Here is a 26,978-nt window from a genome sequence, read left to right as displayed (position 1 = left end):
CCCGATTCACGAACCACAGGCGACCGACATGGCCACTCCCGTCACCATCCTTACCGGCTTCCTCGGCAGCGGCAAGACGACGCTGCTCAAGCGCATCCTGAACGAACAGCACGGCATGAAGATCGCCGTGATCGAGAACGAGTTCGGCGAAGAGAACATCGACAACGAAATCCTCGTGCAGGATTCGAACGAGCAGATCATCCAGATGAGCAACGGCTGCATCTGCTGCACGATCCGCGGCGATCTGGCCCGCGCGCTCGGCGATCTCGCCGCGAAGAAGCGCGAAGGCAAGCTCGACTTCGACCGCATCGTGATCGAGACGACCGGCCTCGCGAACCCGGGTCCCGTCGCGCAAACCTTCTTCATCGACAGCGAAATCGCCGACGATTTCCTGCTCGACGCGGTCATCACGCTCGTCGACGCAAAGCACGCGAACGCGCAGCTCGACGAACACGAAGTCGTGCAGCGCCAGGTCGGCTTCGCCGACCGCCTGTTCATCACGAAGTCGGACCTCGTCGACGACCAGACCGTCGCCGGCCTCAAGCACCGCCTGATGCACATGAACCCGAAGGCCGTGATCAAGGTCGTGAACTTCGGTGAAGCCGACATCAAGGAAATCTTCGACCTGCGCGGCTTCAACCTGAACGCGAAGCTCGAGATCGACCCCGACTTCCTCGCCGAAGACGACCACGCGCACCACCACCACGATCACGACCATGATCACGATCACGCCGATTGCGACCACGATCACGGTCAATGCGCGCACGATCACGACCATGGCCACCACCATCACCACCACGCGCACCACGACGACAAGATCAAGTCGTTCGTGTACCGCAACGACCGCCCGTTCGATCCGAACAAGCTGGAAGACTTCCTCGGCGGCATCCTGCAGATCTACGGCGAGCGGATGCTGCGCTACAAGGGCGTGCTGTACATGAAGGGCGTCGACCGCAAGGTCGTGTTCCAGGGCGTGCACCAGATGATGGGCAGCGACCTCGCCGCGAAGTGGCTGCCGGTCGAAAAGAAGACCAACAAGATGGTGTTCATCGGCGTCGACCTGCCGCAGGACCTGATCACCGACGGCCTCGACGCCTGCCTCGCCTGACGCGCACGGGCACCCGCCGCGCACGGCGTCGCCCGGCCGCCTTTCCCGGCGGCTGAGGCGTCTGCGCGGCGCCCTTTTCGGGCAGGGTTTCGCCGTCATCGCTTTTTCGCGATTTGCGCGTTATATTTTCTAGATATTGGCGCAGCCGACGGGGATCGACCCGATACGGCGCCCGCTTGCGATTCAGTTACAATACGTGCCCGCTGGAGTACGGCAACAAACAGGCCCGGTTCTTGCTGAACCAGTTTTCCGGGCATCGCAACCGCGCCGGATCGCCAATCCGCCTCCCGGCCGCGGCCGATGCGATGTGCCGCGCAGCACACCGGTTCGCAGCGCGCACAACTCCGCGCCAGGCCTATCCTGGTATTTGAGAACCGGTTTTCCAGAGGCTTTCGGCCCCGCGGCGGCAAATCGCAAATGATTGCAAGCGCGGTTGCGGGTAATCCCAAAGTGCAGGCAATATCTCTCGATTTGCCGCACATTGAAGAAGCAAGCAGATGACGAAGAAACTCTTGACCGAAGCCGAAATCCTGAAGATGAGCGACAAGGATTACATGAATGAGGATCAGCTCGCCTTCTTCAAAAATCGGCTCGAACAGTTGCAGGCGGACATCCTCAAGAATGCAGGCCAGACGACCGAGAACCTGCGCGAGACGGTGATCGTGCCCGATCCCGCCGATCGCGCGACGATCGAGGAAGAGCACGCGCTCGAGCTGCGTACGCGCGACCGCGAACGCAAGCTCCTCAAGAAGGTTCAGCAGTCGCTCGCCCGCATCGACTCCGGCGATTACGGCTGGTGCGAGGAAACCGGCGAGCCGATCGGCATTCCGCGGCTGCTCGCCCGTCCGACCGCCACGCTGTCGCTCGAAGCGCAGGAGCGCCGCGAGTTGCGCCAGAAGCTGTTCGGCGACTGATCGAGCGGCGTTCCGCTCAGACACGCTGCTTCCCGAAAGCGCGCGGCCTGCCGCGCGCTTTTTGTTTTTCCGGCACCGGTTCCCGGCGTGCCGATTTGCCCCCCGCCTCTTGATATCCCGGCGCCCGCCCTAAAATGAAACGGACGCGCGCCGGGCCGCTCCCCGGCGCACTGCGGATTCACGCGGCGGCGCCTCGCGCCGCCCGACTCTTCCCCGTTTTTCTCAAGGAACGCAGATGGAGCAATTTCACGGCACGACCATCGTTTCGGTCCGGCGCGGCGACAAGGTCGCGCTCGGCGGCGACGGCCAGGTAACCCTCGGCAACATCGTCATGAAGGGTGGCGCGCGGAAAGTGCGGCGGATCTACAACAACCAGGTTCTGGTCGGATTCGCGGGCGGCACCGCCGATGCGTTCTCGCTGCTCGACCGCTTCGAGGCGAAGCTCGAGAAGCACCAGGGCAACCTGACCCGTGCGGCCGTCGAGCTCGCGAAGGACTGGCGCACCGACCGGATGCTGCGCCGCCTCGAGGCGATGCTGATCACGGCCGATGCCACCACCACGCTCGTGATCACCGGCAACGGCGACGTGCTCGACCCCGAAGGCGGCATCTGCGCGATCGGCTCGGGCGGCGCCTACGCGCAGGCTGCGGCCCGCGCGCTCGTCGAGAACACCGAGCTGTCGCCGCGCGAGATCGTCGAGAAGTCGCTCGGGATCGCCGGCGACATGTGCATCTACACGAACCACAATCGCATCATCGAAACGATCGAGTAAGGACCGCACCATGAGCACCATGACCCCTGCCGAGATCGTCTCGGAACTCGACAAGCACATCATCGGCCAGGCGAAGGCGAAGAAGGCCGTCGCCGTCGCACTGCGCAACCGCTGGCGCCGCCAGCAGGTCGCCGACCCGCTGCGCCAGGAAATCACGCCGAAGAACATCCTGATGATCGGGCCGACGGGCGTCGGCAAGACCGAAATCGCGCGCCGCCTCGCGAAGCTCGCCGATGCGCCGTTCATCAAGATCGAAGCGACCAAGTTCACCGAAGTCGGCTACGTCGGCCGCGACGTCGACAGCATCGTGCGCGACCTGATCGAGATTTCGGTCAAGCAGACCCGTGAAACCGAGATGCGCAAGGTGCGCAGCAAGGCGACCGACCAGGCGGAAGACCGCATCCTCGACATCCTGCTGCCGCAACCGCGCGCGGTGGGCTTCGGCAGCGATGCCGAACACGCGAACGACGACAACAACGCGACGCGCCAGACGTTCCGCAAGCGCCTGCGCGAAGGCCAGCTCGACGACAAGGAAATCGAGCTCGACCTCGAGCAGCCGTCGGCCGGCATGGACATCATGGCGCCGCCGGGGATGGAAGAGATGACCGAGCAGATCCGCTCGATGTTCTCGAACCTCGGCAGCGGCAAGAAGCAGCGCCGCAAGGTGAAGATCAAGGAAGCGCTGAAGCTGCTGACCGACGAGGAAGCGGCGAAGATGCTGAACGAAGAGGAAGTGAAGACGAAGGCCGTGCAGAACGTCGAGCAGAACGGCATCGTGTTCCTCGACGAGATCGACAAGATCACGTCGCGCAACAACGAAGGCAGCGGCGGCGAAGTGTCGCGCCAGGGCGTGCAGCGCGACCTGCTGCCGCTCGTCGAAGGCACGACGGTCAACACGAAGTACGGGATGGTGAAGACCGATCACATCCTGTTCATCGCGAGCGGCGCATTCCACCTCGCGAAGCCGAGCGATCTGATCCCCGAACTGCAGGGCCGCTTCCCGATCCGCGTCGAGCTCGATTCGCTGTCCGTGAACGATTTCGAAGCGATCCTCGTCGCGACCGACGCAAGCCTCGTCAAGCAGTACCAGGCGCTGCTCGCGACCGAAGACGTGCAGCTCGAATTCGCCGAAGACGGCATCCGCCGCCTCGCGGAAATCGCGTTCGCGGTCAACGAGAAGACCGAGAACATCGGCGCGCGCCGACTGTACACGGTGATCGAGAAGCTGCTCGAGGAAGTGTCGTTCTCGGCCGGCAACCACACCGGCGAGCGCGTGACGATCGACGCGAAGTATGTCGATCGCGCACTCGGCGAAGTGTCGCAGGACGAAGATCTGTCGCGCTACGTGCTGTAACGCGCGCGGCGCCGGACGAAAAACGGGCGGCCCCTTTCCGGGGTCGCCCGTTTTTTCATGGCGATGCGATGTGGCGCACGTGCCTGCCCCTGGAACGCGGCTGATGGCCGGCGCGCTCGTGCGTCCCTATAATCGGGATTCCTCAGACCACGAACAGACGCATTCGTCACCGCATTCGAATGACCATCTACCCGTCCATCGCCGGCCGGTTCGTGCCGGCCCTGCTCGCGCTCACGCGCGCCGACATCCTGTCGCTCATGCGCCGGATCAGGCGAGATTCGCTGCGGCGCTACAACGTCGCGCTCGTACTCGCGTGGCTGGGCACGCTGGCGGGTATCGCACTCGCCAGCGTCGCGATCAGCATCGGCATCCAGCGCCTCGCGAGTGGCGTATCGACAACGCCGTGGCCGATGGCCATTCCGATCGTGATCGGCGGGTTCGCGCCGTTTCTCGCGAATATCGTCTACTCGGCGCTGATCACGCTCCTGCTGAAACGCGAGATCGTCGCCTGCCTGCCGCGAACGTCAGGCTTGCCCGGCTGACGCGCCCCGCTTACTGCCGCACCGGCTTCTTCGCCAGCTTGCGCTGCAGCGTACGGCGATGCATGTTCAACGCGCGGGCGGTTGCCGAGATGTTGTTGTTGTTCTCGGCCAGCACGCGCTGGATGTGCTCCCATTCGAGCCGGTCGACCGACAGCACGACCGGGTTCTCGAGCGCCTCGTCGGCCTGCACTTCGGTCGCGTTGGTCTGCAGCGCGGCCAGGATCGACTCGACGTTCGCCGGCTTCGCGAGATAGTTGTCCGCGCCTTCCTTCACGGCCTGCACGGCTGTCGCGATGCTCGCGTAGCCGGTCAGCACCAGGATCCGCGCGTCGGGCTGCAGGTCGCACAGCGGCGCGATCAGGCTCAGGCCCGAATCCTCGCCGAGATGCAGGTCGACGGTGATGAACTGGAACTTGCTGCCGGCGGCGAGCCGGAGCGCCGCCTCCTTGTCGTGCGCCTGCTGGACCGCGTAACCGCGGCGCTCGAGGCCGCGCGCGAGCGTGCCCGCGAACACCTCGTTGTCGTCGATCACCAGGAAATTGTTCTCGCTCATGTGGTTTCTCCGTCTACGTGTTGGTTGAGGCGGCCGGCGCCGCGACGCGCACGACCGGCAGGCGCAGCACGGCCCGCGTGCCGCGCGCGGCGGTCGCACCGGCCGGGCGGCTGTCCGGCATGCCGGCCGTCCGTTCGGCCGCACGTTCACCCGTGCGCTGGCCCGCGCGGGGGCCCGATACGGCTGCGGCGTGGCCATTTGCCGCACCGCCGGCCCGCCCGTTGCCGCCCGCCGCGCGCGGCACGACATCGGACAGTTCGATCTCGCCGCCAAGCCGCGCGGCCGCACTGAACGCGAGATACAGGCCGACCCCGTGCCCGCCCTGCGTGCTGTCGACCGGCATCGCGCCGAGCGATTCGCGCAGCGAGGCCGGAATGCCGGGCCCGTCGTCGCATACCTCGAATTCAATTTCGTCGGCCGTGCCGCCGTGCGCGACCTTCGCGGCCAGCGTCACGCGCTGCGGGCTCGCCCGCGCGGCGTTGTCGAGCAGGATCGTCAGGATCTGGCCGGCCGCGACCGTATCGTCGAGCGCGACGCCCGCCGGACGCGCGCCGAGCGATTCGAACTGCACGTGCGGATGCCGCAGGCGCCAGTGCTCGACGAACGTGTCGAGCCAGTCGTCCACCGGCTGGCGGCTGGCCGGCGCGCTCGCGCGGCTGCGCAGGCGCGCGAGCGCCGACGTGCAGAGCGTCATCTGTTCCTCGAGCACCTTCAGGTCGGCCTCGTAGCGCGCGAGCCCCGGATCGGCGCGCGCGGCGTCGCGCAGCTCTTCGGCGAGCATCGCGATCGTCGACAGCGGCGTGCCCATCTCGTGCGCGACGGTGGCGGCCTGCACGCCGAGCGCAACGGCCCGCTCGTCGCGCAGCAGATGCTGCTGCGCTTCGCCGAGCGCCGAATCGCGCTGGCGCAGCGCATTCGACATGCGCGCGACGAACCACGCGATCAGCCCGACGCTCACCATGAAGTTCGCCCACATGCCGGTACGGTAGTAGTCGAACAGGTTCGCCGGGTTGTCCATGTTGAGCGGCACCGAATCGAAGCCGAGTGCCGCATAGCACGCGACCGCGAACGCCGCGAGCCAGATCATCAGGTGCCACGGCAGCACGGCCGCCGCGATCGCGAGCGACGGCAGGTACAGCGACACGAACGGGTTGGTCGTGCCGCCCGACAGGAACAGCAGCGCGGACAGCGCGCCGAGGTCGACCCACAGCTGGCCGAGCAGCTCGAAATTGGTCTCGGGCCGGGCGCGCAGCACGCGCACCCAGGTCAGCGCGTTGAAAACGATTTCGAGCGCGATGACCATCAGCATTGCCGGTAACGGCAGGTGCACGCCGAAATAGGTCTGCACGACGCCGATCGTCACGAGCTGGCCGATGATCGCGAGATTGCGAAGCCAGAACAGGTGACTGAGGTTGACGCGCCCGGTGGTGGTGATTCGTTGCATCCGAGCAGTTTACCCGTTTAGCGGGCGGCGCCTCTAGCGGGGCCGGATCGGATCGCGCGGGCGGGGTGCGCCGCGGGCACGGCGGCCGCCGTCAGCCGGTCGCGCCGGCCATGCGTTGCGCGATCTCGTCGGCCAGGCACTCGGGGCACCGGCAGCGCGCGCCGGCCGCAGGCAGCGTGCCGCCGGGCACCACCGGCATCGACGCGCACCAGCAGTCGAACGGCTGCGTATGCGCGCCACAGTCGAAGCCGCGCCCGCAGTGCGGGCAGCGCGCGCGGCGCGGTGCGGAGCGGGCGGCGGCGGCGGCGGCGGCGGCGGCAGGATCGGTCATGGCGCAATCGCGGAAGCGGGCGGGAAATCGCCCCACGCGACAAGCATAGCGCGGCGCACGGATTTTGCACGCCGGCCATCCGGCCGAGGCCCCTCGCAAACACGCGCGCGCCAGCCCGCCGGCGACACCCGCGCGCCGCGGCCGGAATCGCGCCGCGCCATAGCCGGCGGGCCGCCGCGCGCCGTGCCCGCCTCGCGCCGCCGGTGTTCCGGCCCGCCCAAAAACCCGATGCTGCGCTGCGCCACTCCTGTACAATTCGCCGTGTTTCAACTGTTCCCAGCCAGAGCCGCCGCCATGTCCGAGCCCATCGACCTCTCGCAGATCGCCCCCACGCTGAAAGCAGAAATCCTCGCCGAGGCGCTGCCGTACATCCGTCGTTACCACGGCAAGACCGTGGTCATCAAATACGGCGGCAACGCGATGACGGAAGAGCGGCTCAAGCAGGGCTTCGCGCGCGACGTGATCCTGCTGAAACTGGTCGGCATCAACCCGGTGATCGTCCACGGCGGCGGTCCGCAGATCGATCACGCGCTGAAGAAGATCGGCAAGGCCGGCACCTTCATCCAGGGCATGCGCGTCACCGACGAAGAGACGATGGAAGTCGTCGAGTGGGTGCTGGGCGGCGAAGTGCAGCAGGACATCGTGATGCTGATCAACCACTTCGGCGGCCACGCGGTGGGCCTGACGGGCAAGGACGGCGGCCTGATCCACGCACGCAAGCTGCTGATGCCGGACCGCGACAACCCGGGCCAGTACATCGACATCGGCCAGGTCGGCGAAGTCGAGGCGATCAACCCGGCGGTCGTGAAGGCGCTGCAGGACGACGCGTTCATCCCGGTGATCTCGCCGATCGGCTTCGGCGAAGACGGCCTCTCGTACAACATCAATGCGGACCTCGTCGCGGGCAAGCTCGCGACCGTGCTGAACGCCGAGAAGCTGCTGATGATGACCAACATCCCGGGCGTGATGGACAAGGACGGCAACCTGCTGACCGACCTGTCGGCGCGCGAGATCGACGCGCTGTTCGAGGACGGCACGATCTCCGGCGGCATGCTGCCGAAGATCTCGTCGGCGCTCGACGCCGCGAAGAGCGGCGTGAAGTCGGTGCACATCGTCGACGGCCGGATCGAGCATTCGGTGCTGCTGGAAATCCTGACCGAGCAACCGTTCGGCACGATGATCCGCTCGCATTGAGCGCGCGCCGCCAGCCAGTCAGCCCCGACCTTCCGGCCCCGCTGCGGCGCCGGCGCATCTCGCGCAGCCGGCCGCGCGCCGGCGCGCCCGTCTGGCTGTTCGACCTCGACAACACGCTGCACCACGCATCGCACGCGATCTTTCCCGAGATCAACCGTGCGATGACGCAATACATCATCGATACGCTGCAGGTCGAGCGCGCCGAAGCCGACCGCCTGCGCAACGACTACACCGAGCGCTACGGCGCCGCGCTGCTCGGCCTCACGCGCCACCATCCGATCGACCCGCACGACTTCCTGCGCGTGGTCCACACGTTTTCCGACCTGCCCGCGATGATCCGCGCCGAGCGCGGCCTCGCGCGCATCGTCGCCGCGCTGCCGGGCCGCAAGCTGATCCTGACCAACGCGCCGGAGAACTATGCGCGCGCGGTGCTGCGCGAGCTGCGCATCGAGCGGCTGTTCGAGCGCGTGATCGCGATCGAGCACATGCGCGACCGCCGCACGTGGCGCGCGAAGCCCGATCACACGATGCTGCGCCGGACGCTGCGCGCCGCCCATGCGCGCCTGTCCGACGCGATTCTCGTCGAAGATACGCGCGGCCACCTGAAGCGCTACAAGCGTCTCGGCATCGGCACGGTATGGATCACCGGCCACCTGCCGGGCCATCTGCCGGTTACCGGGCGTCCCCACTATGTCGACCAGCGCATTCGTTCGTTAAAATCGCTCCGACTGGGCACACGATCGGGGCGACAAAAATGCAGCCGACTTACCCGCAGGACCAAGCCGTAACGGACGATCAGGCATCACCCACCCGCACCCGTACGCGCCCGAAGCCGGGCGAGCGTCGCGTGCACATCCTGCAGACGCTCGCAACGATGCTCGAGGCGCCGAAGCGCGAGAAGATCACGACGGCGTCGCTGGCGGCGCGGCTCGACGTGTCCGAAGCCGCGCTGTACCGCCATTTCCCCAGCAAGGCGAAGATGTACGAAGGGCTGATCGAGTTCATCGAGCAGTCGCTGTTCGGCCTCGTCAACCAGATCGTCGAGAAGGAACCGAACGGCGTGCTGCAGGCCCGCACGATCGCGCTGACGATGCTCAGTTTCGCCGCGAAGAACCCCGGGATGACGCGCGTGCTGACCGGAGAGGCGCTGGTCGGCGAGGACGAGCGGCTGACCGAGCGCGTGAACCAGCTGCTCGACCGCATCGAAGCCACCGTCAAGCAGTGCCTGCGGGTCGCGCGCACGGAGGCGAATGCGCCCGGCGGCGCCGCGCCGTTCGCGCTGCCGGCCGATTACGACCCGGCCGCGCGGGCGAGCCTGCTCGTCAGCTACGTGATCGGCCGCTGGCACCGCTTCGCGAAAGGCGGATTCCAGAAACCGCCCGGCGAGCAGGCCGATGCGCATCTGCGGCTGATCCTGCAGTGAAGGGACGCTGACGACACGCCGCGCCGCCCGCGCCGGAATCCGCCTCCCGCAAATTCCGCTATACTTTGCCGACTTGCCGCCCCTCGGGTGGCAGGTCGGAAGCGCGCCGATTTGCTGACTCGATTGCGGGCGCGCGAACCGGCCGGGGCGTTGATGGTGTCTTTGTCCCGGCGGTTCACTACAAATGCGGCTAAAGAGGTCGTCAGCCGCGCACCTCCGACTCCGCGCATCGCCGACACCATTTAGCTGCCCAGTCATAAGGCGGAACGAATGGAATCGATCGGCATCGTCGCTCCACAGACCATGCACTTCGCCGAACCGCTGCGCTTGCAAAGCGGCAGCGTGATCGGCAACTATCAGCTCGTCGTCGAGACGTACGGCGAACTCAACGCCGCGCGCTCGAACGCGGTGCTCGTCTGCCACGCGCTCAACGCGTCGCACCACGTCGCCGGCGTCTACGCGGACGATCCGCGCAGCACCGGCTGGTGGGACAACATGGTCGGGCCGGGCAAGCCGCTCGACACCAACCGCTTCTTCGTGATCGGCGTGAACAACCTCGGCTCGTGTTTCGGCTCGACCGGCCCGATGAGCGTCGATCCGTCGACCGGCAAGCCATACGGTGCGCGCTATCCGGTCGTCACCGTCGAGGACTGGGTCCACGCGCAGGCGCGGGTTGCCGACGCGTTCGGCATCGAGCGCTTCGCCGCGGTGATGGGCGGCAGCCTCGGCGGCATGCAGGCGCTCGCGTGGAGCCTGATGTATCCGGAGCGCGTCGCGCACTGCATCGACATCGCGTCGACGCCGAAGCTGTCCGCGCAGAACATCGCGTTCAACGAAGTCGCGCGCTCGGCGATCCTGTCCGATCCCGATTTCCACGGCGGCGACTACTACGCGCACGGCGTGAAACCGAAACGCGGCCTGCGCGTCGCGCGGATGATCGGCCACATCACGTACCTGTCCGACGACGACATGGCCGAGAAATTCGGCCGCGCGCTGCGCCGCGCCGACGGCGCGCTCGACGCGTACAACTTCAGCTTCGACGTGGAATTCGAGGTCGAGTCGTACCTGCGCTACCAGGGCGACAAGTTCGCCGACTACTTCGACGCGAACACCTACCTGCTGATCACGCGCGCGCTCGACTACTTCGACCCGGCGAAGGCGTTCGACGGCAACCTGACGGCCGCGCTCGCGCATACGCAGGCGAAGTACCTGATCGCGAGCTTCTCGACCGACTGGCGCTTCGCGCCCGCACGTTCGCGCGAAATCGTGAAGGCGCTGCTCGACAACAAGCGCACGGTCACCTACGCGGAAATCGACGCGCCGCACGGCCACGACGCGTTCCTGCTCGACGACGCGCGCTATCACAACCTGATCCGCGCGTATTACGAACGAATCGCCAACGAGGTGGGTGCATGAACCAGCAAGCGCTGAATTCCCTGTCCGCGCGCGCGGACTTCCGCACGATCGCCCGCTGGGTCGAGCCGCGCTCGACCGTTCTCGACCTCGGCTGCGGCGACGGCTCGCTGTTGTCGCTGCTGATGGAAGAACTGGACGTCACCGGTTACGGGATCGAACTGAACGACGCGGGCGTGCTCGCGAGCACGAAGAACGGCATCAACGTGATCCAGCAGAACCTCGAGGACGGCCTGCGCCTGTTCGAGGACCACAGCTTCGACATCGCGATCCTGTCGCAAACGCTGCAGACGATCCACCAGACGGCCGCGATCCTGCGCGAAACGGCGCGCGTCGGCCGCGAGTGCATCGTGTCGTTCCCGAACTTCGGTTACTGGTCGCACCGCCTGTCGGTGCTGCACGGCCGGATGCCCGTGTCGAAATCGCTGCCGTACCAGTGGCACAACACGCCGAACGTGCGGGTGCTGACGATCAAGGATTTCGAGGCGCTCGCGCCCGAAGTCGGCGTCACGATCCTCGATCGCGTCGTGCTGCACGAAGGCCAGCCGATTCGATGGGGAGCGAACTGGCGTGGTAGTCTTGCTGTCTACCGCGTCAAGCGCAGCTGAGCCAGGGGGCCGTTGACGGACGCCGACGGCCCGCACGCTCGTGCGGCCGCGCTTCTGTGCCACCCGCGCCGCCGCCTGCGCTGCCGCCGCAATCAGTCAACGCTACCCAGTTCCAGTCCATGTCGAAAACGCCACACGAGGCGCCCGCACTCACCGCTCACGAGGAGCACCCCGGCTGGCGAGCCTATCTGAACACGCACATGCTGATCTGCGTGTTCCTCGGCTTCACGTCAGGTCTGCCCCTCTTCACGCTCGTCTACCTCGTGCAGGCATGGCTGCGCTCCGAGGGCGTGAACCTGAAGGAAATCGGCCTGTTCGCGCTGATCCAGTTCCCGTATACGTGGAAGTTCCTGTGGGCGCCGCTGATGGACCGCTACATCCCGCGCCTGCCCGGCTGGCGGCCGGGCCGCCGGCGCGGCTGGATGCTGCTCACGCAGGTGCTGGTCGCGGGTGCGATCGCCGCGCTCGGCTTCGTGTCGCCGCGCGACTCGATCTGGACGGTGGCCGCGCTCACGACGCTCGTCGCGTTCTTCGGCGCGAGCTCCGACATCGTGATCGACGCGTACCGCCGCGAGCTGCTGCGCGATACCGAGCAGGGCCTCGGCAACGCGGTGCACGTGAACGCATACAAGCTCGCCGCGCTGATTCCCGGCTCGCTGGCGTTGATCCTGTCCGACCACATGCCGTGGGACGCCGTGTTCGCACTCACCGGCGCGTTCATGCTGCCGGGCATCCTGATGACGCTGCTCGTGCGCGAGCCGGAAGTGGTCGGCGTGCCGCCGCGCAACCTGCGCGACGCGATCGTGCTGCCGTTCCGCGAATTCATCCAGCGCGACGGCTGGGCCGGCGCGCTGCTCGTGATCGCGTTCATCTTCCTGTTCAAGATCGGCGACACGATGGCGACCACGCTGTCGACGTCGTTCTTCCTCGACATCGGCTTCACGCGCACCGAAATCGGCATCGTCGCGAAAACCACCGCGCTCGTCGCGAGCGTCGCCGGCGGCATCATCGGCGGCATCTGGCTCGTGAAGATCGGCATCGGCCGCGGGCTGTGGATCTTCGGCGCGCTGCAGATGGTGTCGACGCTCGGCTTCGCGTGGCTCGCGCAGCTCGGCCCCGGCTCGCCGGCGCTCGCGATGCTCTACGACTTCACCGTCTCGACGAGCCACGCGATCGCATCGGCACTGTCGGTGTTCGGCATCGCCGTCACGCCGCAATTCAGCCCGATGACGGTCGCGCTCGCAATCGTCTACGGTTTCGAAACCTTCACGACGGGCCTGACGATGGCCGCGTTCGTCGCGTATATCGCGAGCACGACCGACCCGCGCTACACGGCCACGCAGTTCGCGCTGTTCACGAGCCTCGCGTCGGTGCCGCGCACGCTCGCGTCGGCTGCGAGCGGTTTCGTCGTCGCGAAGATCGGCTGGTTCGACTACTTCATCGTGTGTACCGCGCTCGCGATTCCCGGCATGCTGCTGCTGTTCAAGATCGCGCCGTGGAACGGTACCGCACGCAACGGCGAGGCCAGCCGTGCGCAGTGACCGCCTGCACCGCGTCGCGCGCGTTGCGGCCTCGTTGAGCATCGGCGCCGCGGCACTCGCCGCGACGTTCGCGCACGCGTCCGACACCGCTGCGACTGGCGCGGGCACCACGCCGGCTGCCGCACCCGCCACGCCAACCGCGCCCGCAACGTCCACCGCACCCGTCGCGCCGTCCGCCGCCGAAGCCGCGCAGCCGACCGGCGCCGCGGTGCCGGCAAAGGCCTATACGCCGACGCCGCAGCAGGTGCGCTACGGCAACGCGATCGCGTTCCGTACGCTGATCCCGTCGCCGCTGCTCGAACAGCTCACCGCGAACGAATACGCGCAGATCGTGCAGGCCGCCGCCGACAGCAACCGGCTGCTGCCCGCGAACCAGCCGCGCGTGAAGCGCCTGCGCGCGATCGTCGCGAAGCTCGCGCCGTATTCGGTGAAGTGGAACGATCGCGTGAAGAGCTGGAACTGGGACGTCAACGCGATCCGCTCGCGCGACATCCGCCTGACCTGCCTGCCGGGCGGCAAGGTGCTCGTGTACGGCGGCATGCTCGACCGCGTCCGCCTGAACGACGACGAGCTCGGCGTGCTGCTCGCGCACGGCATCGCGCATGCGCTGCGCGAACACGCGCGCAGCAACTTCAGCACGGCCTCGCAGACGTCGCTGCGCGCCGCCGCGCTGCCGCCGCTGTTTGGCGTCGGCGATCCGCTGCCGCAGGCGCTGAACCTCGGCGAGCGCCTGCAGGCGCTCCACTACGACCCGACCGACGAGACCGAAGCCGACGTGATCGGCGGCGACATCGCCGCCCGCGCGGGCTTCGATCCGCGCGCCGCGATCACGCTGTGGGACAAGCTCGCGGTTGCGACGCGCGCGAACAAGGCCACCGGCTTCATCTACACGCACCCGTACAGCACCGCGCGGCGCCAGGATCTGCTGAACCGGCTGCCGGACCTGATGCCGCTGTACGCGAAGGCGACCGGCAAGCGCGTCGACACGCTGCCCGACTACGCAGGCATCAGCGCGCAGCGGCGCAAGGTCGTGCGGCGCTGAGCGCCGCCGCGTGACATCGAACGCTAAGCGTCCACCGCGGCCGCGATCGGACGAACGCCGCTTTCGCGCATCCAGCGCACCTCGTCACCCGGGCTGCGGCCGAACAGCCGCTTGAATTCGCGACTGAACTGCGACGCGCTCGCATAGCCGACGCGCGCGGCCGCCGTACCGGCGCCCACCCCGTCCTGCACCATCATCAACCGCGCCTGGTGCAGCCGCGCGGCCTTCACGTACTGCATCGGCGACGTCGCCGTCACGTGCTTGAACTGCGCATGGAACACCGCGAGGCTCATCCCGGCCTCGCGCGCGAGCGTCTCGACATCGAGGTCGGCCTTCAGCTCCGCATGGATACGCCGCAACGCCTTCGCGATGCGGCCGAAGTGATGCTGCTGCACGAGCGCCGCGCGCATCGCGTCGCCCTGCTCGCCCGTCAGCACGCGATACGCGATCTCGCGCATGATCGCGGGCCCCAGCACGCGCGTGTCGTGTGGCGACGCGAGCGCTTCGAGCAGCCGCACGACCGCGTCGGCCAGCGGCGCGTCGAGCGGCGTTGAATAGACGCCGAGCGGTTCGCTGGCGGCGGCGCCGAGCGTCTCGTCCAGCAGGATCGCGAGCTCGGCGATCACCGCGAGGTCGACGCGGATCGAGATCGCGAGAAACGGCTCGTCCATGCTCGCGAACGTCTCGCACTCGAATGGCAGCGGCACCGACAACACCAGGTACTGCTGCGCGTCGTACACGAACGAGCGATCGCCCAGATAGCCGAGCTTGCGCCCCTGGCACACGACGATGATGCTCGGCTCGTACAGCACCGGCATGCGCGGCGCGGGACGGGTCACGCGGATGAAGCGCACGCCGTCGAGCGCCGCGAGCGTGTCGCCATCGTTCGGCGCGAGGCGCGTGTGCAGCTCGATCATGCGGCGCTGCACGCGGTCGCCCGCGTCGGCCAAAAGGGGCTGGAAGCTCATCGGCGTGGTCCTGTCCGGCAAGAGAATCTGGCTCGCAATGTAGCACCTTGAATGCGTTTTGACGGCTGTTAGCGTGCAGTTCAAGAGGAATAGGCAAATCTTCCAGACCTTCGTGTATTTCGCCGCGGCGTCGCGCTCCTTACGATGACGTCCTGCCTCGCCGCATCGCCACATGATGCGACGGCAGTCTGTTTCGCCGGATCCGTTCCGGACAAGGAGCCCACCGCATGAGCACTACCTATGCCTACGCGGCGACCGATTCGCAGTCGCCGCTCGCCCCGTTCGAATTCCAGCGTCGCGCGCTGCGCGACCTCGACGTCCAGATCGACGTCCTCTACTGCGGCGTCTGCCACTCGGACCTGCACCAGGCGCGCAACGAATGGCGCAACACGATCTACCCGGTCGTGCCGGGCCATGAAATCGTCGGCCGCGTGACCGCGACCGGCGCGCAGGTCTCGCGCTTCAAGGTCGGCGAGCTGGTCGGCGTCGGCTGCCTCGTCGATTCGTGCCGCACCTGCCCGAGCTGCGCCGACGGCCTCGAGCAATACTGCGAGAACGGCTTCGTCGGCACCTACAACGGCCAGGACCGCGTGACGGGCGACGTCACGTTCGGCGGCTATTCGACGCAGCTCGTCGTCGACGAGGCGTTCGTGCTGCGCGTGCCCGAGACGCTCGACCCGGCCGGCGCCGCGCCGCTCCTGTGCGCGGGGATCACGACCTACTCGCCGTTGCGGCAGTGGAACGTCGGTCCCGGCAAGAAGGTCGGCATCGTCGGGCTCGGCGGCCTCGGCCACATGGGCGTGAAGCTGGCGCGCGCGATGGGGGCGCACGTCGTGCTGTTCACGACGTCGCCGTCGAAGATCGAGGACGGCAAGCGCGTCGGCGCGCACGAAGTCGTGATCTCGAACGACGAAGCGCAGATGAACGCGCACCTGAACAGCTTCGACTTCATCCTGAACACGGTCGCCGCGCAGCACGACCTGAACCCGTTCCTGCACCTGCTGAAGCGCGACGGCACGATGACGCTCGTCGGCGCGCCGGAACACGATCACCCGTCGCCGCAGGTGTTCAACCTGATCTTCAAGCGCCGCCGCCTCGCGGGCTCGCTGATCGGCGGGATCGCGGAAACGCAGGAAATGCTCGACTTCTGCGCGGAGCACGGGATCACGTCGGATGTCGAAACGATTCCGATGCAGCAGATCAACGCCGCTTACGAGCGGATGCTGAAGAGCGACGTGAAGTACCGGTTCGTGATCGACATGGCGTCGCTCAGGCAGTAAGCGCCGCGTCAAACGAAACGGGCCGCATGTCCGACATGCGGCCCGTTTTGCATTCGGCGGCTGCGCGACGCGGCGCAGCGCCGGCGATCACTTCTTGTAGTCGTAGTCGATCGTCAGCGGCGCATGGTCGCTGAACTTGATGTCCTTGAAGATCGACGTGCTTTTCGCGGTGCCGGCCACGCCCGGCGTCGCGATCTGGTAATCGATCCGCCACCCGACGTTCTTCGCGTACGCCTGGCCGCGGTTGCTCCACCACGTGTACTGCTCGGCGCGCGGGTCGAGCGTGCGGAATACGTCGACGTAGCCGACATCGTCGAACAGCTTCGTGAGCCACTCGCGCTCTTCCGGCAGGCAGCCCGAGTTCTTCTGGTTGCTCTTCCAGTTCTTGATGTCGATTTCCTTGTGGACGATGTTCACGTCGCCGCACAGGATCACTTCGCGCTTCTTCTTCAGCGCGGCGAGGTGCGGCATGAATTCGTCCATGAAGCGGTACTTCGCCTGCTGGCGCTCTTCGCCGCTCGAGCCGGACGGCACGTACACCGACACGACCGACAGCTTGCCGTAGCGCGCCTCGACGTAGCGCCCTTCGGTATCGAATTCGCTGCTGCCGAAGCCGATGATCACGTCATCGGGCTCGCGGCGGCTGTACACGCCCGCGCCGCTGTAGCCCTTCTTCTCGGCGTGGTGGAAATAGCTCTTGAAGCCGTGCGGCTCGACGAATTCGGCCGGCAGGTCGTCGGCCGATACCTTGATTTCCTGCACGCACACGCAATCGGCGTTCTGTTCGCCGAGCCATTCGAAGAAGCCCTTCTTCGCGGCGGAGCGGATGCCGTTCAGGTTGGCGGTAATCACTCGCATCATGTCGGGTTCCGTTCAGTTCGATGTTTTTACAGGGTGGCAGCTTAACGGATCTTCACGCCTTCGAGCTCGGGCTTCGGCGGCGGGAATTCCAGCTTCATGTCGGTCATCGCGCGCAGCAGCAGCTCGGCGATCATCACGTTGCGGTGCGTCTTCGAATCCGCCGGGATCACGTACCACGGCGCATGCTCGGCCGACGTCGCGGCAAGCGCGTCGCGGTACGCGGACTGGTACGCCTCCCAGTGCTTGCGCGCGTCGAGGTCGGAGATGTCGAACTTCCAGTGCTTGGCCGGATCGTCGATGCGCGCCTGCAGCCGCTCGCGCTGCTCGTCCTTCGAGATGTGCAGGAAACACTTGATGATCGTCGTGCCGTTCTCGACCAGCATCGTCTCGAAATCGCGGATCTGCCGGTAGCGGCGCTCGCACTCCTTGCTGTCGATCGCATCGAGCACGCGCGGCACGAGCACGTCTTCGTAGTGGCTGCGGTTGAAGATCGCGAGCTCGCCCGCGGCCGGCACCTGCGCATGCACGCGCCACAGGAAGTCGTGCGCGGCCTCGATCGGCGTCGGCGCCTTGAACGGCACGATGCGCAGGCCGAGCGGGTCGACATCGCGGAACACCGCGCGCACGGTGCCGTCCTTGCCGCTGGTGTCCATCCCCTGCAGCACGAGCAGCACGCGCTTCTTCTGTTGCGTGTGCAGGCGCTCCTGCTGCGTGTCGAGCTCGGTCGACACGGCCGACAGGCGTTCGCGGTCGGCGTCCTTCGAGCCGGACGAAAACGGCTTCGCGCCCGGGTCGAACGCATCGAGCTTGAATGCGGCGGCTTCCTTCTCGCGCGTGCTGTAGGGCACGCGGAAATCGTCGAGCGACGGTTGTTTCGCCATTCGTTCCTCCGTTGGACGGTGTGATGCATACGATAACGCATCCACCAAACGCAACGGGCCGCCCCGAACTGGTTCGGAGCGGCCCGTCGTCAAGCGCGGTTCAGGCGCGCGGTCATGCTCAGCCGAGCTTCTTCTTCAGCAGTTCGTTGACCTGCTGCGGATTGGCCTTGCCCTTCGTCGCCTTCATCGCCTGGCCGATCAGCGCGTTGAACGCCTTTTCCTTGCCTGCGCGGAATTCCTCGACCGACTTCGCGTTCGCCGCGAGCACTTCGTCGATGATCGCTTCCAGCGCGCCGGTGTCGGAGATCTGCTTCAGCCCCTTCGCGTCGATGATCCGGTCGGCCGCGCCTTCGTCGGTCGCCTTCTCGTCCCAGATCGCCGCGAAGATTTCCTTCGCGATCTTGTTCGAGATCGTGCCGTCGGCGATGCGCTGCAGCAGCAGCGCGAGCTGCGCGGCCGACACGGGGATCGCGTCGATCTCGATGCCGTCACGGTTCAGCTGCGACGACACGTCGCCCATCAGCCAGTTCGCGACGATCTTCGCGTTCGCCGCGCCGGCCTTCGCGACCACCGCCTCGAAGTAAGCGGCCATCGCCTTGCTCGTGGTCAGCACGCCCGCGTCGTACGCAGACACGCCGTACTCGTCGACGAAGCGCTGCTGGATCGCGGCCGGCAGTTCGGGCATGCCCGACTGCACGCGCTCGACCCAGTCCTGGCCGATCACGAGCGGCATCAGGTCGGGGTCGGGGAAGTAGCGGTAGTCGTGCGCGTCTTCCTTGCTGCGCATCGAACGCGTCTCTCGCTTGTCCGGATCGTAGAGGCGCGTTTCCTGCACGACTTCGCCGCCGTCCTCGATCAGCTCGATCTGGCGACGGACTTCGAAGTTGATCGCCTCCTCGAGGAACCGGAACGAGTTCAGGTTCTTGATTTCCGCGCGCGTGCCGAACTTCTCCTGGCCGACCGGGCGCACCGACACGTTCGCGTCGCAGCGGAACGAGCCTTCCTGCATGTTGCCGTCGCAGATGCCGAGCCACACGACGAGCCCGTGCAGCGCCTTCGCGTAGGCGACGGCCTCGGCCGCGCTGCGCATTTCCGGCTCGGTGACGATCTCGAGCAGCGGCGTGCCCGCACGGTTCAGGTCGATCCCCGTCGCGCCCGCGAAGTCTTCATGCAGCGACTTGCCCGCATCTTCCTCGAGGTGCGCGCGGGTCAGGTTGACCGTCTTCTCGTACGCTGCCTTGCCGGCCTTTTCGTTGGCGGGCACCTGGATCGTGATCTGGCCGCCCTGCACGACCGGAATCTCGTACTGGCTGATCTGATAGCCCTTCGGCAGATCGGGGTAGAAGTAATTCTTGCGCGCGAAGATGCTGCGCGGCGCGATGGTCGAGCCGATCGCGAGACCGAAGCGGATCGCCCGCTCGACCGCGCCGCGGTTCAGCACCGGCAGCACGCCCGGCAGCGCCAGGTCGACCGGGCAGGCCTGCGTGTTCGGCTCGGCGCCGAACTGCGTCGACGCGCCCGAGAAAATCTTCGAGACGGTCGACAGTTGCGCGTGCGTCTCGAGACCGATAACGACTTCCCATTGAGTAGCCATATGCTTACACCCCTGCCGGAACTTGCTTGTGCCAGTCGGTCGCGCGCTGGAACGCGTCGGCGACCTGCAGCATCCGGGCTTCGTTGAAATAGTTGCCGATGATCTGCAGGCCGACCGGGCGCTTCGCGTTCGCGCCCGCGCCGAAGCCGCACGGCACGCTCATGCCGGGCAGGCCGGCGAGGCTCACCGACAGCGTGTAGATATCCGCGAGATACATCTGCACCGGATCGTCGCCCTTCGCGCCGAGATCCCATGCGACCGTCGGCGACGCCGGGCCCATGATCACGTCGCAGGACTTGAACGCTTCCTGGAAATCGTTCGCGATGATGCGGCGGATCTTCTGCGCCTGCAGGTAGTACGCGTCGTAGTAGCCGTGCGACAGCACGTACGCGCCGACCAGAATGCGGCGCTTCACCTCGGGGCCGAAGCCTTCGGCGCGCGACTTCTTGTACATGTCGAGCAGGTCGCCGTACTGCGCGGCGCGATGGCCGAAGCGCACGCCGTCGAAACGCGACAGGTTCGACGACGCTTCGGCCGGCGCGATCACGTAGTACACGGGGATCGACAGTTCCGTCTTCGGCAGCGATACCGGCACGAGCGTCGCGCCGAGCGCTTCATACTGCTTCAGCGCCGCGTCGATCGTCGCGCGCACGTCGTCGGCGAGGCCTTCGCCGAAATACTCGTTCGGCAAACCGATGCGCAGGCCCGCGAGCGGCTTGCCCGCGTCGTTGCCGGCCGTCCACGGCTGGCCGAGGTGGCGCGTGAAATCCTCGTCGTCGCGCTCGAGGCTCGTCGAGTCGCGCTCGTCGAAGCCGGCCATCGCGTTCAGCAGCAGCGCGCAGTCGGACGCACTCTGCGCCATCGGGCCGCCCTGGTCGAGCGACGACGCGAACGCGATCATCCCGTAGCGCGACACGCGGCCGTAGGTCGGCTTGATGCCCGTCACGCCCGCGAACGAAGCGGGCTGGCGGATCGAACCGCCGGTGTCGGTGCCGGTCGCGGCCGGCGCGAGACGCGCGGCGACGGCGGCCGAGCTGCCGCCCGAGCTGCCGCCCGGCACCGCGTTCGTGTCCCACGGGTTCTTCACCGCGCCGAACGCGGAATTCTCGTTCGACGAGCCCATCGCGAACTCGTCCATGTTGGTCTTGCCGAGCGTGACCATGCCGGCCGCCTGCAGGCGGGCGACGACGGTCGCGTCGAACGGGCTCTCGTAATTCGCGAGCATCTTCGAGCCGGCGGTCGAGCGCCAGCCGCGCGTGACGAACACGTCCTTGTGCGCGATCGGCAGGCCGGTGAGCGCGCCGCCCGCGCCGCGCGCGAGCGCCGCGTCGGCGGCTTTCGCCTGCGCGAGGGTCAGATCGGCGTCGACATGGACGAACGCGTTCAGGTCGCGTGCGGCGTCGATCCGTTTCAGGTAGTGCTGCGCGAGCTCGACGGCCGAGCATTCCTTGGCGGCGAGCGCGGCGCGCAGTTCGGTCAGGCTTTTTGCGTGCATTGAGTGGTTTTCCTGGGAATTCTGGGTGGCGCGCGGCGCAAGGCGGCCGGCGCGCTTGTCATCGAATGCTTACTCGATCACCTTCGGCACGAGATAGAGGCCGTCCTGGACGGCCGGCGCCGGACGCTGGTTGTCGTCGCGATTGACGACTTCCGTCACGGCGTCGTCGCGCAGGCGCTGCGCGACTTCCTGGATCTGTTCGATCGGGTGGGCGAGCGGCGCGATGCCGGCGGTATCCACCGCCTGCATCTGCTCGACGAGGCCGAAGAATTCATTGAGCTGGCCGAGCATGTGCTCGGCGTCGGCGTCGGCCATTTCGAGTCGCGCCAGGTGCGCGATGCGTTTCACATCGGTCAGGGTCAGGGCCATGCGATCACCGGAAAAACAAGGCTGCGCAGCGCATCAAAAGCAGCACTGCGGCGGGGGGTTGGAGGGTGCGATCCCACCCTCAAAAATCGGGGCCGAAGCGGCAAAAATACCGCCCGTTTCGATTCAAATACCGTGAAATTATAAGGTATCATTACGCGTTCGACCCAAACCCGGCAGCCTTTTCCCGCACCGTTTCGCCCCACTTCGGCAAGCCGTGCGTGCATCGTGCGATCCCCGGTAGACATCACTCGCAGCTTCGTGCGCCGCGGCGGCCGCTTCCGCCACGCTTCCCGAGGCTGTTATTTTTTCCGCTGCCGCCCTCAGCGCTCGCTATGCAGGGCCGGCCCAGAGCGAAACAGGATTCTGAATGTTCGGTTTTTTGCGCAGCTACTTCTCCAACGATCTCGCGATCGACCTCGGCACCGCAAACACCCTGATCTACATGCGCGGCAAGGGCATCGTGCTCGATGAACCGTCCGTCGTGTCGATCCGCCAGGAAGGCGGCCCCAACGGCAAGAAGACGATCCAGGCGGTCGGCAAGGAAGCCAAGCAGATGCTCGGCAAGGTGCCGGGCAACATCGAGGCGATCCGCCCGATGAAGGACGGCGTGATCGCCGACTTCACCGTCACCGAGCAGATGATCAAGCAGTTCATCAAGACCGCTCACGAATCGCGCATGTTCTCGCCGTCGCCGCGCATCATCATTTGCGTGCCGTGCGGCTCGACCCAGGTCGAGCGCCGCGCGATCAAGGAAGCCGCACACGGCGCCGGCGCATCGCAGGTCTACCTGATCGAGGAGCCGATGGCGGCCGCGATCGGCGCGGGCCTGCCGGTGTCGGAAGCCACCGGCTCGATGGTCGTCGACATCGGCGGCGGCACGACCGAAGTCGGCGTGATCTCGCTCGGCGGCATCGTGTACAAGGGTTCTGTCCGCGTCGGCGGCGACAAGTTCGACGAGGCGATCGTCAACTACATCCGCCGCAACTACGGGATGCTGATCGGCGAACAGACCGCCGAGGCGATCAAGAAGGAAATCGGCTCCGCGTTCCCGGGCTCCGAAGTCAAGGAAATGGAAGTGAAGGGCCGCAACCTGTCGGAAGGCATCCCGCGCAGCTTCACGATCTCCAGCAACGAAATCCTCGAAGCGCTGACCGATCCGCTGAACCAGATCGTGTCGTCGGTGAAGATCGCGCTCGAGCAGACGCCGCCGGAACTCGGCGCCGACATCGCCGAACGCGGGATGATGCTGACGGGCGGCGGTGCGCTGCTGCGCGACCTCGACCGCCTGCTCGCGGAAGAAACCGGCCTGCCGGTGCTCGTCGCCGAAGATCCGCTCACCTGCGTCGTGCGCGGTTCGGGCATGGCGCTCGAGCGCATGGACAAGCTGGGCAGCATCTTCTCGTACGAGTGATCGTCTAAGCTGTTTCGTTGATATGACGCACCCGCGGCGTGGCCGGATCGCTCGTTTAGAACGAACCGCCGCGCCGTTTGCGCGTCTGAGCATCATTTAACCGATCACACGCGCCCGGCGCCGACCATGGAATACAGTCCGCCGCCCCTCTTCAAGCAAGGTCCGCCCGCGCTTGCGCGGCTCATCTTCTTCGTTGCCCTCGCCATCGCGCTCCTGGTGTCGGACGCGCGCTTCAGCACGCTCGAAATCGTGCGCGGCGTGCTCGGCACCGTGCTCTATCCGCTGCAGCGCGCAGCGCTCGTGCCGCGCGACCTGTTCATGGGCGCGGCCGACATCGCCGTCACCGGCGCATCGCTGCGCCACGAGAACGACGACCTCCGCAAACGCAACCTGCAACTGTCCACGCAGGCCAACCAGGCCGCCGTGCTCACGCAGGAAAACGCGCACCTGCGCGCGGTGCTCGAACTGCGCCAGCACATCGCGACGCAATCGACGCCGGTCGAGATCCAGTACGACACCAGCGATCCGTTCACGCAGAAGATCGTGGTCGGGCAAGGCTCGCAGCAAGGCATCCAGAACGGCTCGCCCGTCGTCAGCGAAGACGGCGTGATCGGCCAGGTCACGCGCGTGTTCCCGCTGCAGGCCGAAGTCACGCTGGTCACCGACCGCGATCTCGCGATTCCCGTGCAGGTGCTGCGCACCGGCCTGCGCAGCGTGATCTACGGCACGCCGAAGGGCGATTCGCTCGACCTGCGCTTCGTGCCGACGAGCGCGGATCTCGTCGCCGGCGATGAGCTTGTCACGAGCGGCCTCGATGGCGTCTATCCGCCCGGCCTGCCGGTTGCGAAGGTCGCGCGCGTCGACAAGCTCGCCGATACCGCATTCGCACGCGTGACCTGCGCGCCGGTCGCCGCCGTGCGCGGCGCGCGCCAGATGCTCGTGCTGCATTACCAGAACGACATCCCGCCGCGCCCGGTCGAGCCCGATCCGGCCGCCGACAAGAATGCGAAGGGCAAGAAGGGCGCGAAAGCCGCCGCGAAGGGCGAGAAGGCGGACAAAGCCGACGCGAACGCGAAGCCGGCCGCCGCGGCCCAGCCCGCCGCGAAGCCTGCGCCGGCGGCGCCCGCCGCCCCGGCCAGGCCGGCCGCCGCGCCCGCGAAGCCCGCGGCCGGGCAACCAGGAGCCCAGCGATGAACCGCCCGCAATACATCCTGCAGCCGGTCAATCCGTACTTCATCGTCTTCAGCCTCGCCGCCGCGTTCCTGCTGAACCTGATGCCGTGGGGCCGCCTGCCCGGCGTGCCCGACTTCGTCGCGCTCGTGCTGCTGTTCTGGAACATCCACCAGCCGCGCAAGGTCGGGATGGGCGTCGCGTTCGCGCTCGGCATCCTGATGGACGTGCATGACGCGGGACTGCTCGGCGAGCACGCGCTCGCCTATACGCTGCTGTCGTACGGCGCGATCACGATCCACCGCCGCGTGCTGTGGATGCCGATCGGCGTGCAGGTGCTGTATGTCACGCCGCTGCTCGTCGTCGCGCAGCTCGTGCCGTTCGTGATTCGCCTCGTGATGGGCGCCGCGTTCCCGGGCTGGCGCTACCTGGTCGACGGCTTCGTCGAAGCCGCGCTGTGGCCGATCGCGAGCCACCTGCTGCTGATGCCGCAACGCCGCCCGGTCGATCCGGACGATACGCGCCCCATCTGAGCCGGACCGACCTTGAATACCCGCCGCCCCCACGCCCGTTGCGCCCAGGGGCGGCACCTCGCCCGCCCGCGCGGGCCGGATCGACTGTAACCGCATGACCGAATTCAACGACACCCAACAGCAGCTCTCGAAGTTCCGCCTGCGCGTCGCGGCGGCGGGCGTGTTCGTGTTCGTCTGCTTCGGGCTGCTCGCGAGCCGCTTCTTCTACCTGCAGTTGATGCAGCACGGCAAATACGCGCTGCAGGCCGAGGAAAACCGCATCTCGGTCGCGCCGATCGTGCCGAACCGCGGGATCATCACCGACCGCAACGGCGTGATCCTCGCGAAGAACTATTCGGCGTACACGCTCGAGATCACGCCGTCGAAGCTCGACGACACGCTCGACAACACGATCGACAAGCTGTCCGAGATCATCCCGATCGACGCCCGCGACCGCCGCCGCTTCAAGAAGCTGCAGGAAGACTCGAAGAATTTCGAGAGCCTGCCGATCCGCACGCGGCTCACCGACGCGGAAGTCGCGCGCTTCACCGCGCAGCGTTTCCGCTTCCCCGGCGTTGACGTGCGCGCGCGCCTGTTCCGCCAGTACCCGCTCGGCATGACGGCCGCGCACGTGATCGGCTACATCGGCCGGATCTCGAAGCGCGACCAGGATCGCATCGACGCGATGAGCGACGACAACGACAGCGACCAGGAACACTACGATCCGCGCCGCGACGCGAACAACTACAAGGGCACCGACTACATCGGCAAGATCGGCGTCGAGCAGAGCTACGAGACCGAGCTGCACGGGCTGACGGGCTTCGAGGAAGTCGAGGTGACGGCCGGCGGCCGGCCGGTGCGCACGCTGTCGCGCACGCAGGCGACGCCCGGCAACAACCTCGTGCTGTCGCTCGACATCGCGTTGCAGCAGGTCGCCGAACAGGCGTTCGCCGGCAAGCGCGGCGCGCTCGTCGCGATCGAGCCGAAGACGGGCGACGTGCTCGCGTTCGTGTCGTCGCCGAGCTTCGACCCGAACTCGTTCGTCGACGGCATCGACCAGCAGACCTGGGACGAACTGAACAACTCGCCCGACAAGCCGCTCCTGAACCGCCCGCTGCACGGCACCTACCCGCCCGGCTCGACGTACAAGCCGTTCATGGCGCTCGCGGGCCTGACGCTCGGCAAGCGCACGCCGGGCTGGGGCTTCCAGGATCCCGGCTACTTCACGTTCGGCGGCCACACGTTCCGCAACGACGTGCGTTCGGGCCAGGGCTGGGTCGACATGAACAAGGCGATCATGGTGTCGAACGACACCTACTTCTACATGCTCGCGCGCGACCTCGGCGTGAACTCGATCGCGAACTTCATGAAGCCGTTCGGCTTCGGCCAGATCACCGGGATCGACATCCAGGGCGAGGCGCGCGGGATTCTGCCGTCGACCGACTGGAAGAAGAAGGCGTTCAAGAAGGCCGCACAGCAGAAGTGGTTCGACGGCGAGACGATCAGCCTCGGGATCGGCCAGGGCTACAACTCGTTCACGATCCTGCAGCTCGCGCACGCGACCGCGACGCTCGCGAACAACGGCGTCGTGATGAAGCCTCACCTCGTGAAGGAAGTCGAGGATCCGATCACGCGCGGGCGCCACCTGACCGTGCCGAAGGAAAGCGAGGTGATCCCGCTCAAGCAGGCCGACATCGACGTCGTGAAGCGCGGGATGGAGAACGTGATCGAGAACCCGTCCGGCACCGCGTACAAGGTGTTCCGCGGCGCCCCGTACCTCGCCGCCGGCAAGACCGGTACCGCGCAGGTGTTCTCGCTGCAGGGCTCGAACTACAAGGGCCACCTGCTCGCCGAGCACCTGCGCGACCATGCGCTGTTCATCGCATATGCGCCGGTCGACCACCCGCAGATCGCGGTGGCGCTGGTCGTCGAGAACGGCGGCTGGGGTGCGCAGGCCGCGGGCCCGATCGCGCGCCGCGTGCTCGACTACTACCTGATCGACCGCCTGAACCCGAAGAACGAGGCCGCGGCCGTGGCCGCCGCGGCGTCGGCGACCGAGCCGGTGAGCACGCCCGTGGTCGGCGACGCCTCGAAGCCCGCCGCCGTCGCGGCCGGCTTCACCGCGCTGCCGCAGCCGGTCGTGCCGACCGCGGCCAGCGCAGCCGATGCCGCATCGGCTGCATCGGCCGCGTCGGCTG

Annotated in this window: 26 protein-coding genes; 17 read left to right on the top strand and 9 right to left on the bottom strand. The window is 67.0% G+C overall.

All coding sequences use genetic code 11. The annotated features are described in order from the left end of the window. Positions 1-28: 28 nt before the first annotated feature. From BLA15945_RS30695 to BLA15945_RS30675, 5 genes are all read left to right on the top strand, one after another. Positions 29-1,108, top strand: a complete 1,080-nt coding sequence (locus tag BLA15945_RS30695) for a CobW family GTP-binding protein (protein ID WP_059236574.1) — start codon at positions 29-31, stop codon at positions 1,106-1,108. Between the two features lie 497 nt (positions 1,109-1,605). Beyond that, on the top strand, positions 1,606-2,022 hold the full coding sequence (gene dksA / locus BLA15945_RS30690) for an RNA polymerase-binding protein DksA (RefSeq protein ID WP_006477498.1): 417 nt from the start codon (positions 1,606-1,608) through the stop codon (positions 2,020-2,022). 235 nt (positions 2,023-2,257) lie between these two features. Beyond that, the gene (gene hslV / locus BLA15945_RS30685) at positions 2,258-2,794 is read left to right on the top strand and encodes an ATP-dependent protease subunit HslV (protein WP_006477497.1); all 537 of its coding nucleotides are present in this window, start codon (positions 2,258-2,260) and stop codon (positions 2,792-2,794) included. A gap of 10 nt (positions 2,795-2,804) precedes the next feature. Then, positions 2,805-4,148: an ATP-dependent protease ATPase subunit HslU gene (gene hslU, locus BLA15945_RS30680; protein WP_059232927.1), complete on the top strand. Its 1,344-nt coding sequence runs from the start codon at positions 2,805-2,807 to the stop codon at positions 4,146-4,148. A 179-nt stretch (positions 4,149-4,327) separates the two neighbouring features. Next, on the top strand, positions 4,328-4,690 hold the full coding sequence (locus tag BLA15945_RS30675) for a hypothetical protein (RefSeq protein WP_059232926.1): 363 nt from the start codon (positions 4,328-4,330) through the stop codon (positions 4,688-4,690). Between the two features lie 10 nt (positions 4,691-4,700). Here BLA15945_RS30675 and BLA15945_RS30670 read toward each other — a convergent pair whose 3' ends face one another. The 3 genes from BLA15945_RS30670 to BLA15945_RS30660 form a co-directional block, all read right to left on the bottom strand. Continuing rightward, positions 4,701-5,243 (bottom strand): response regulator transcription factor, encoded by a 543-nt coding sequence (locus tag BLA15945_RS30670; RefSeq protein WP_043184707.1) that lies wholly within the window; start codon positions 5,241-5,243, stop codon positions 4,701-4,703. A gap of 13 nt (positions 5,244-5,256) precedes the next feature. Then, complete coding sequence (locus tag BLA15945_RS30665; protein ID WP_174994150.1) at positions 5,257-6,687, bottom strand: ATP-binding protein; 1,431 nt, start codon at positions 6,685-6,687, stop codon at positions 5,257-5,259. 91 nt (positions 6,688-6,778) lie between these two features. After that, positions 6,779-7,018, bottom strand: a complete 240-nt coding sequence (locus BLA15945_RS30660; RefSeq protein ID WP_174994149.1) for a cysteine-rich CWC family protein — start codon at positions 7,016-7,018, stop codon at positions 6,779-6,781. A 294-nt stretch (positions 7,019-7,312) separates the two neighbouring features. On the opposite strand from BLA15945_RS30660, the gene argB reads away from it, so the two are divergent. The 7 genes from argB (at position 7,313) to BLA15945_RS30625 (ending at position 14,239) form a co-directional block, all read left to right on the top strand. Continuing rightward, positions 7,313-8,212, top strand: a complete 900-nt coding sequence (argB, locus tag BLA15945_RS30655) for an acetylglutamate kinase (protein WP_006490510.1) — start codon at positions 7,313-7,315, stop codon at positions 8,210-8,212. Then, entirely contained in the window at positions 8,209-9,000 is a 792-nt protein-coding gene (locus tag BLA15945_RS30650) for a pyrimidine 5'-nucleotidase (protein WP_059232923.1), read from the top strand. Before argB ends, BLA15945_RS30650 begins: the two co-directional genes overlap by 4 nt. Continuing rightward, on the top strand, positions 8,967-9,635 hold the full coding sequence (gene slmA / locus BLA15945_RS30645) for a nucleoid occlusion factor SlmA (protein WP_174994148.1): 669 nt from the start codon (positions 8,967-8,969) through the stop codon (positions 9,633-9,635). Before BLA15945_RS30650 ends, slmA begins: the two co-directional genes overlap by 34 nt. 270 nt (positions 9,636-9,905) lie before the next feature. Next, positions 9,906-11,051 carry a homoserine O-succinyltransferase MetX gene (metX, locus tag BLA15945_RS30640; protein WP_059232921.1) on the top strand — a complete coding sequence of 382 codons (1,146 nt, stop codon included), beginning with the start codon at positions 9,906-9,908 and terminating at the stop codon, positions 11,049-11,051. Then, entirely contained in the window at positions 11,048-11,656 is a 609-nt protein-coding gene (gene metW, locus BLA15945_RS30635; RefSeq protein ID WP_059232920.1) for a methionine biosynthesis protein MetW, read from the top strand. Before metX ends, metW begins: the two co-directional genes overlap by 4 nt. A gap of 119 nt (positions 11,657-11,775) precedes the next feature. Continuing rightward, positions 11,776-13,197, top strand: a complete 1,422-nt coding sequence (locus BLA15945_RS30630; protein ID WP_174994147.1) for an AmpG family muropeptide MFS transporter — start codon at positions 11,776-11,778, stop codon at positions 13,195-13,197. After that, positions 13,187-14,239, top strand: a complete 1,053-nt coding sequence (locus tag BLA15945_RS30625) for a M48 family metallopeptidase (protein ID WP_059232918.1) — start codon at positions 13,187-13,189, stop codon at positions 14,237-14,239. Before BLA15945_RS30630 ends, BLA15945_RS30625 begins: the two co-directional genes overlap by 11 nt. Before the next feature lie 23 nt (positions 14,240-14,262). Here the strand turns inward: BLA15945_RS30625 and BLA15945_RS30620 are convergent, their stop codons facing one another. Then, positions 14,263-15,207, bottom strand: coding sequence for an AraC family transcriptional regulator (locus BLA15945_RS30620; RefSeq protein WP_059232917.1), 945 nt, complete (start codon positions 15,205-15,207; stop codon positions 14,263-14,265). Between the two features lie 227 nt (positions 15,208-15,434). On the opposite strand from BLA15945_RS30620, the gene BLA15945_RS30615 reads away from it, so the two are divergent. Next, complete coding sequence (locus BLA15945_RS30615; protein WP_174994146.1) at positions 15,435-16,487, top strand: NAD(P)-dependent alcohol dehydrogenase; 1,053 nt, start codon at positions 15,435-15,437, stop codon at positions 16,485-16,487. A gap of 87 nt (positions 16,488-16,574) precedes the next feature. On the opposite strand, the gene BLA15945_RS30610 is transcribed toward BLA15945_RS30615, so the two are convergent. The 5 genes from BLA15945_RS30610 to gatC form a co-directional block, all read right to left on the bottom strand. Continuing rightward, the gene (locus BLA15945_RS30610; protein ID WP_174994145.1) at positions 16,575-17,348 is read right to left on the bottom strand and encodes an exodeoxyribonuclease III; all 774 of its coding nucleotides are present in this window, start codon (positions 17,346-17,348) and stop codon (positions 16,575-16,577) included. 41 nt (positions 17,349-17,389) lie between these two features. Next, positions 17,390-18,229 (bottom strand): polyphosphate kinase 2 family protein, encoded by an 840-nt coding sequence (locus tag BLA15945_RS30605; RefSeq protein ID WP_059232914.1) that lies wholly within the window; start codon positions 18,227-18,229, stop codon positions 17,390-17,392. 118 nt (positions 18,230-18,347) lie between these two features. Then, on the bottom strand, positions 18,348-19,823 hold the full coding sequence (gatB, locus tag BLA15945_RS30600; protein WP_059232913.1) for an Asp-tRNA(Asn)/Glu-tRNA(Gln) amidotransferase subunit GatB: 1,476 nt from the start codon (positions 19,821-19,823) through the stop codon (positions 18,348-18,350). Positions 19,824-19,827: 4 nt separating this feature from the next. Next, positions 19,828-21,318 (bottom strand): Asp-tRNA(Asn)/Glu-tRNA(Gln) amidotransferase subunit GatA, encoded by a 1,491-nt coding sequence (gene gatA / locus BLA15945_RS30595; protein ID WP_059232912.1) that lies wholly within the window; start codon positions 21,316-21,318, stop codon positions 19,828-19,830. 69 nt (positions 21,319-21,387) lie between these two features. After that, positions 21,388-21,687, bottom strand: a complete 300-nt coding sequence (gatC, locus tag BLA15945_RS30590) for an Asp-tRNA(Asn)/Glu-tRNA(Gln) amidotransferase subunit GatC (RefSeq protein WP_006477478.1) — start codon at positions 21,685-21,687, stop codon at positions 21,388-21,390. A gap of 367 nt (positions 21,688-22,054) precedes the next feature. Here gatC and BLA15945_RS30585 point away from each other — a divergent pair, with 367 nt between their 5' ends. The 4 genes from BLA15945_RS30585 to mrdA form a co-directional block, all read left to right on the top strand. Next, positions 22,055-23,098: a rod shape-determining protein gene (locus tag BLA15945_RS30585; RefSeq protein ID WP_004189550.1), complete on the top strand. Its 1,044-nt coding sequence runs from the start codon at positions 22,055-22,057 to the stop codon at positions 23,096-23,098. A 126-nt stretch (positions 23,099-23,224) separates the two neighbouring features. Further along, the gene (gene mreC / locus BLA15945_RS30580) at positions 23,225-24,292 is read left to right on the top strand and encodes a rod shape-determining protein MreC (protein WP_174994144.1); all 1,068 of its coding nucleotides are present in this window, start codon (positions 23,225-23,227) and stop codon (positions 24,290-24,292) included. Continuing rightward, the gene (gene mreD / locus BLA15945_RS30575) at positions 24,289-24,801 is read left to right on the top strand and encodes a rod shape-determining protein MreD (RefSeq protein ID WP_009687274.1); all 513 of its coding nucleotides are present in this window, start codon (positions 24,289-24,291) and stop codon (positions 24,799-24,801) included. The genes mreC and mreD overlap by 4 nt, the downstream gene beginning before the upstream one ends. 94 nt (positions 24,802-24,895) lie before the next feature. Beyond that, positions 24,896-26,978 (top strand): penicillin-binding protein 2 (gene mrdA / locus BLA15945_RS30570; protein ID WP_174994143.1); only part of this gene is annotated, 2,083 nt, incomplete at its 3' end.

Origin of the sequence: Burkholderia arboris, assembly GCF_902499125.1 — a bacterium.
GTDB classification, from domain to species: Bacteria; Pseudomonadota; Gammaproteobacteria; order Burkholderiales; family Burkholderiaceae; genus Burkholderia; species Burkholderia arboris.
Note: the sequence above shows the minus strand (reverse complement) of the source record. Positions and strands in the feature narration are given on the sequence as shown.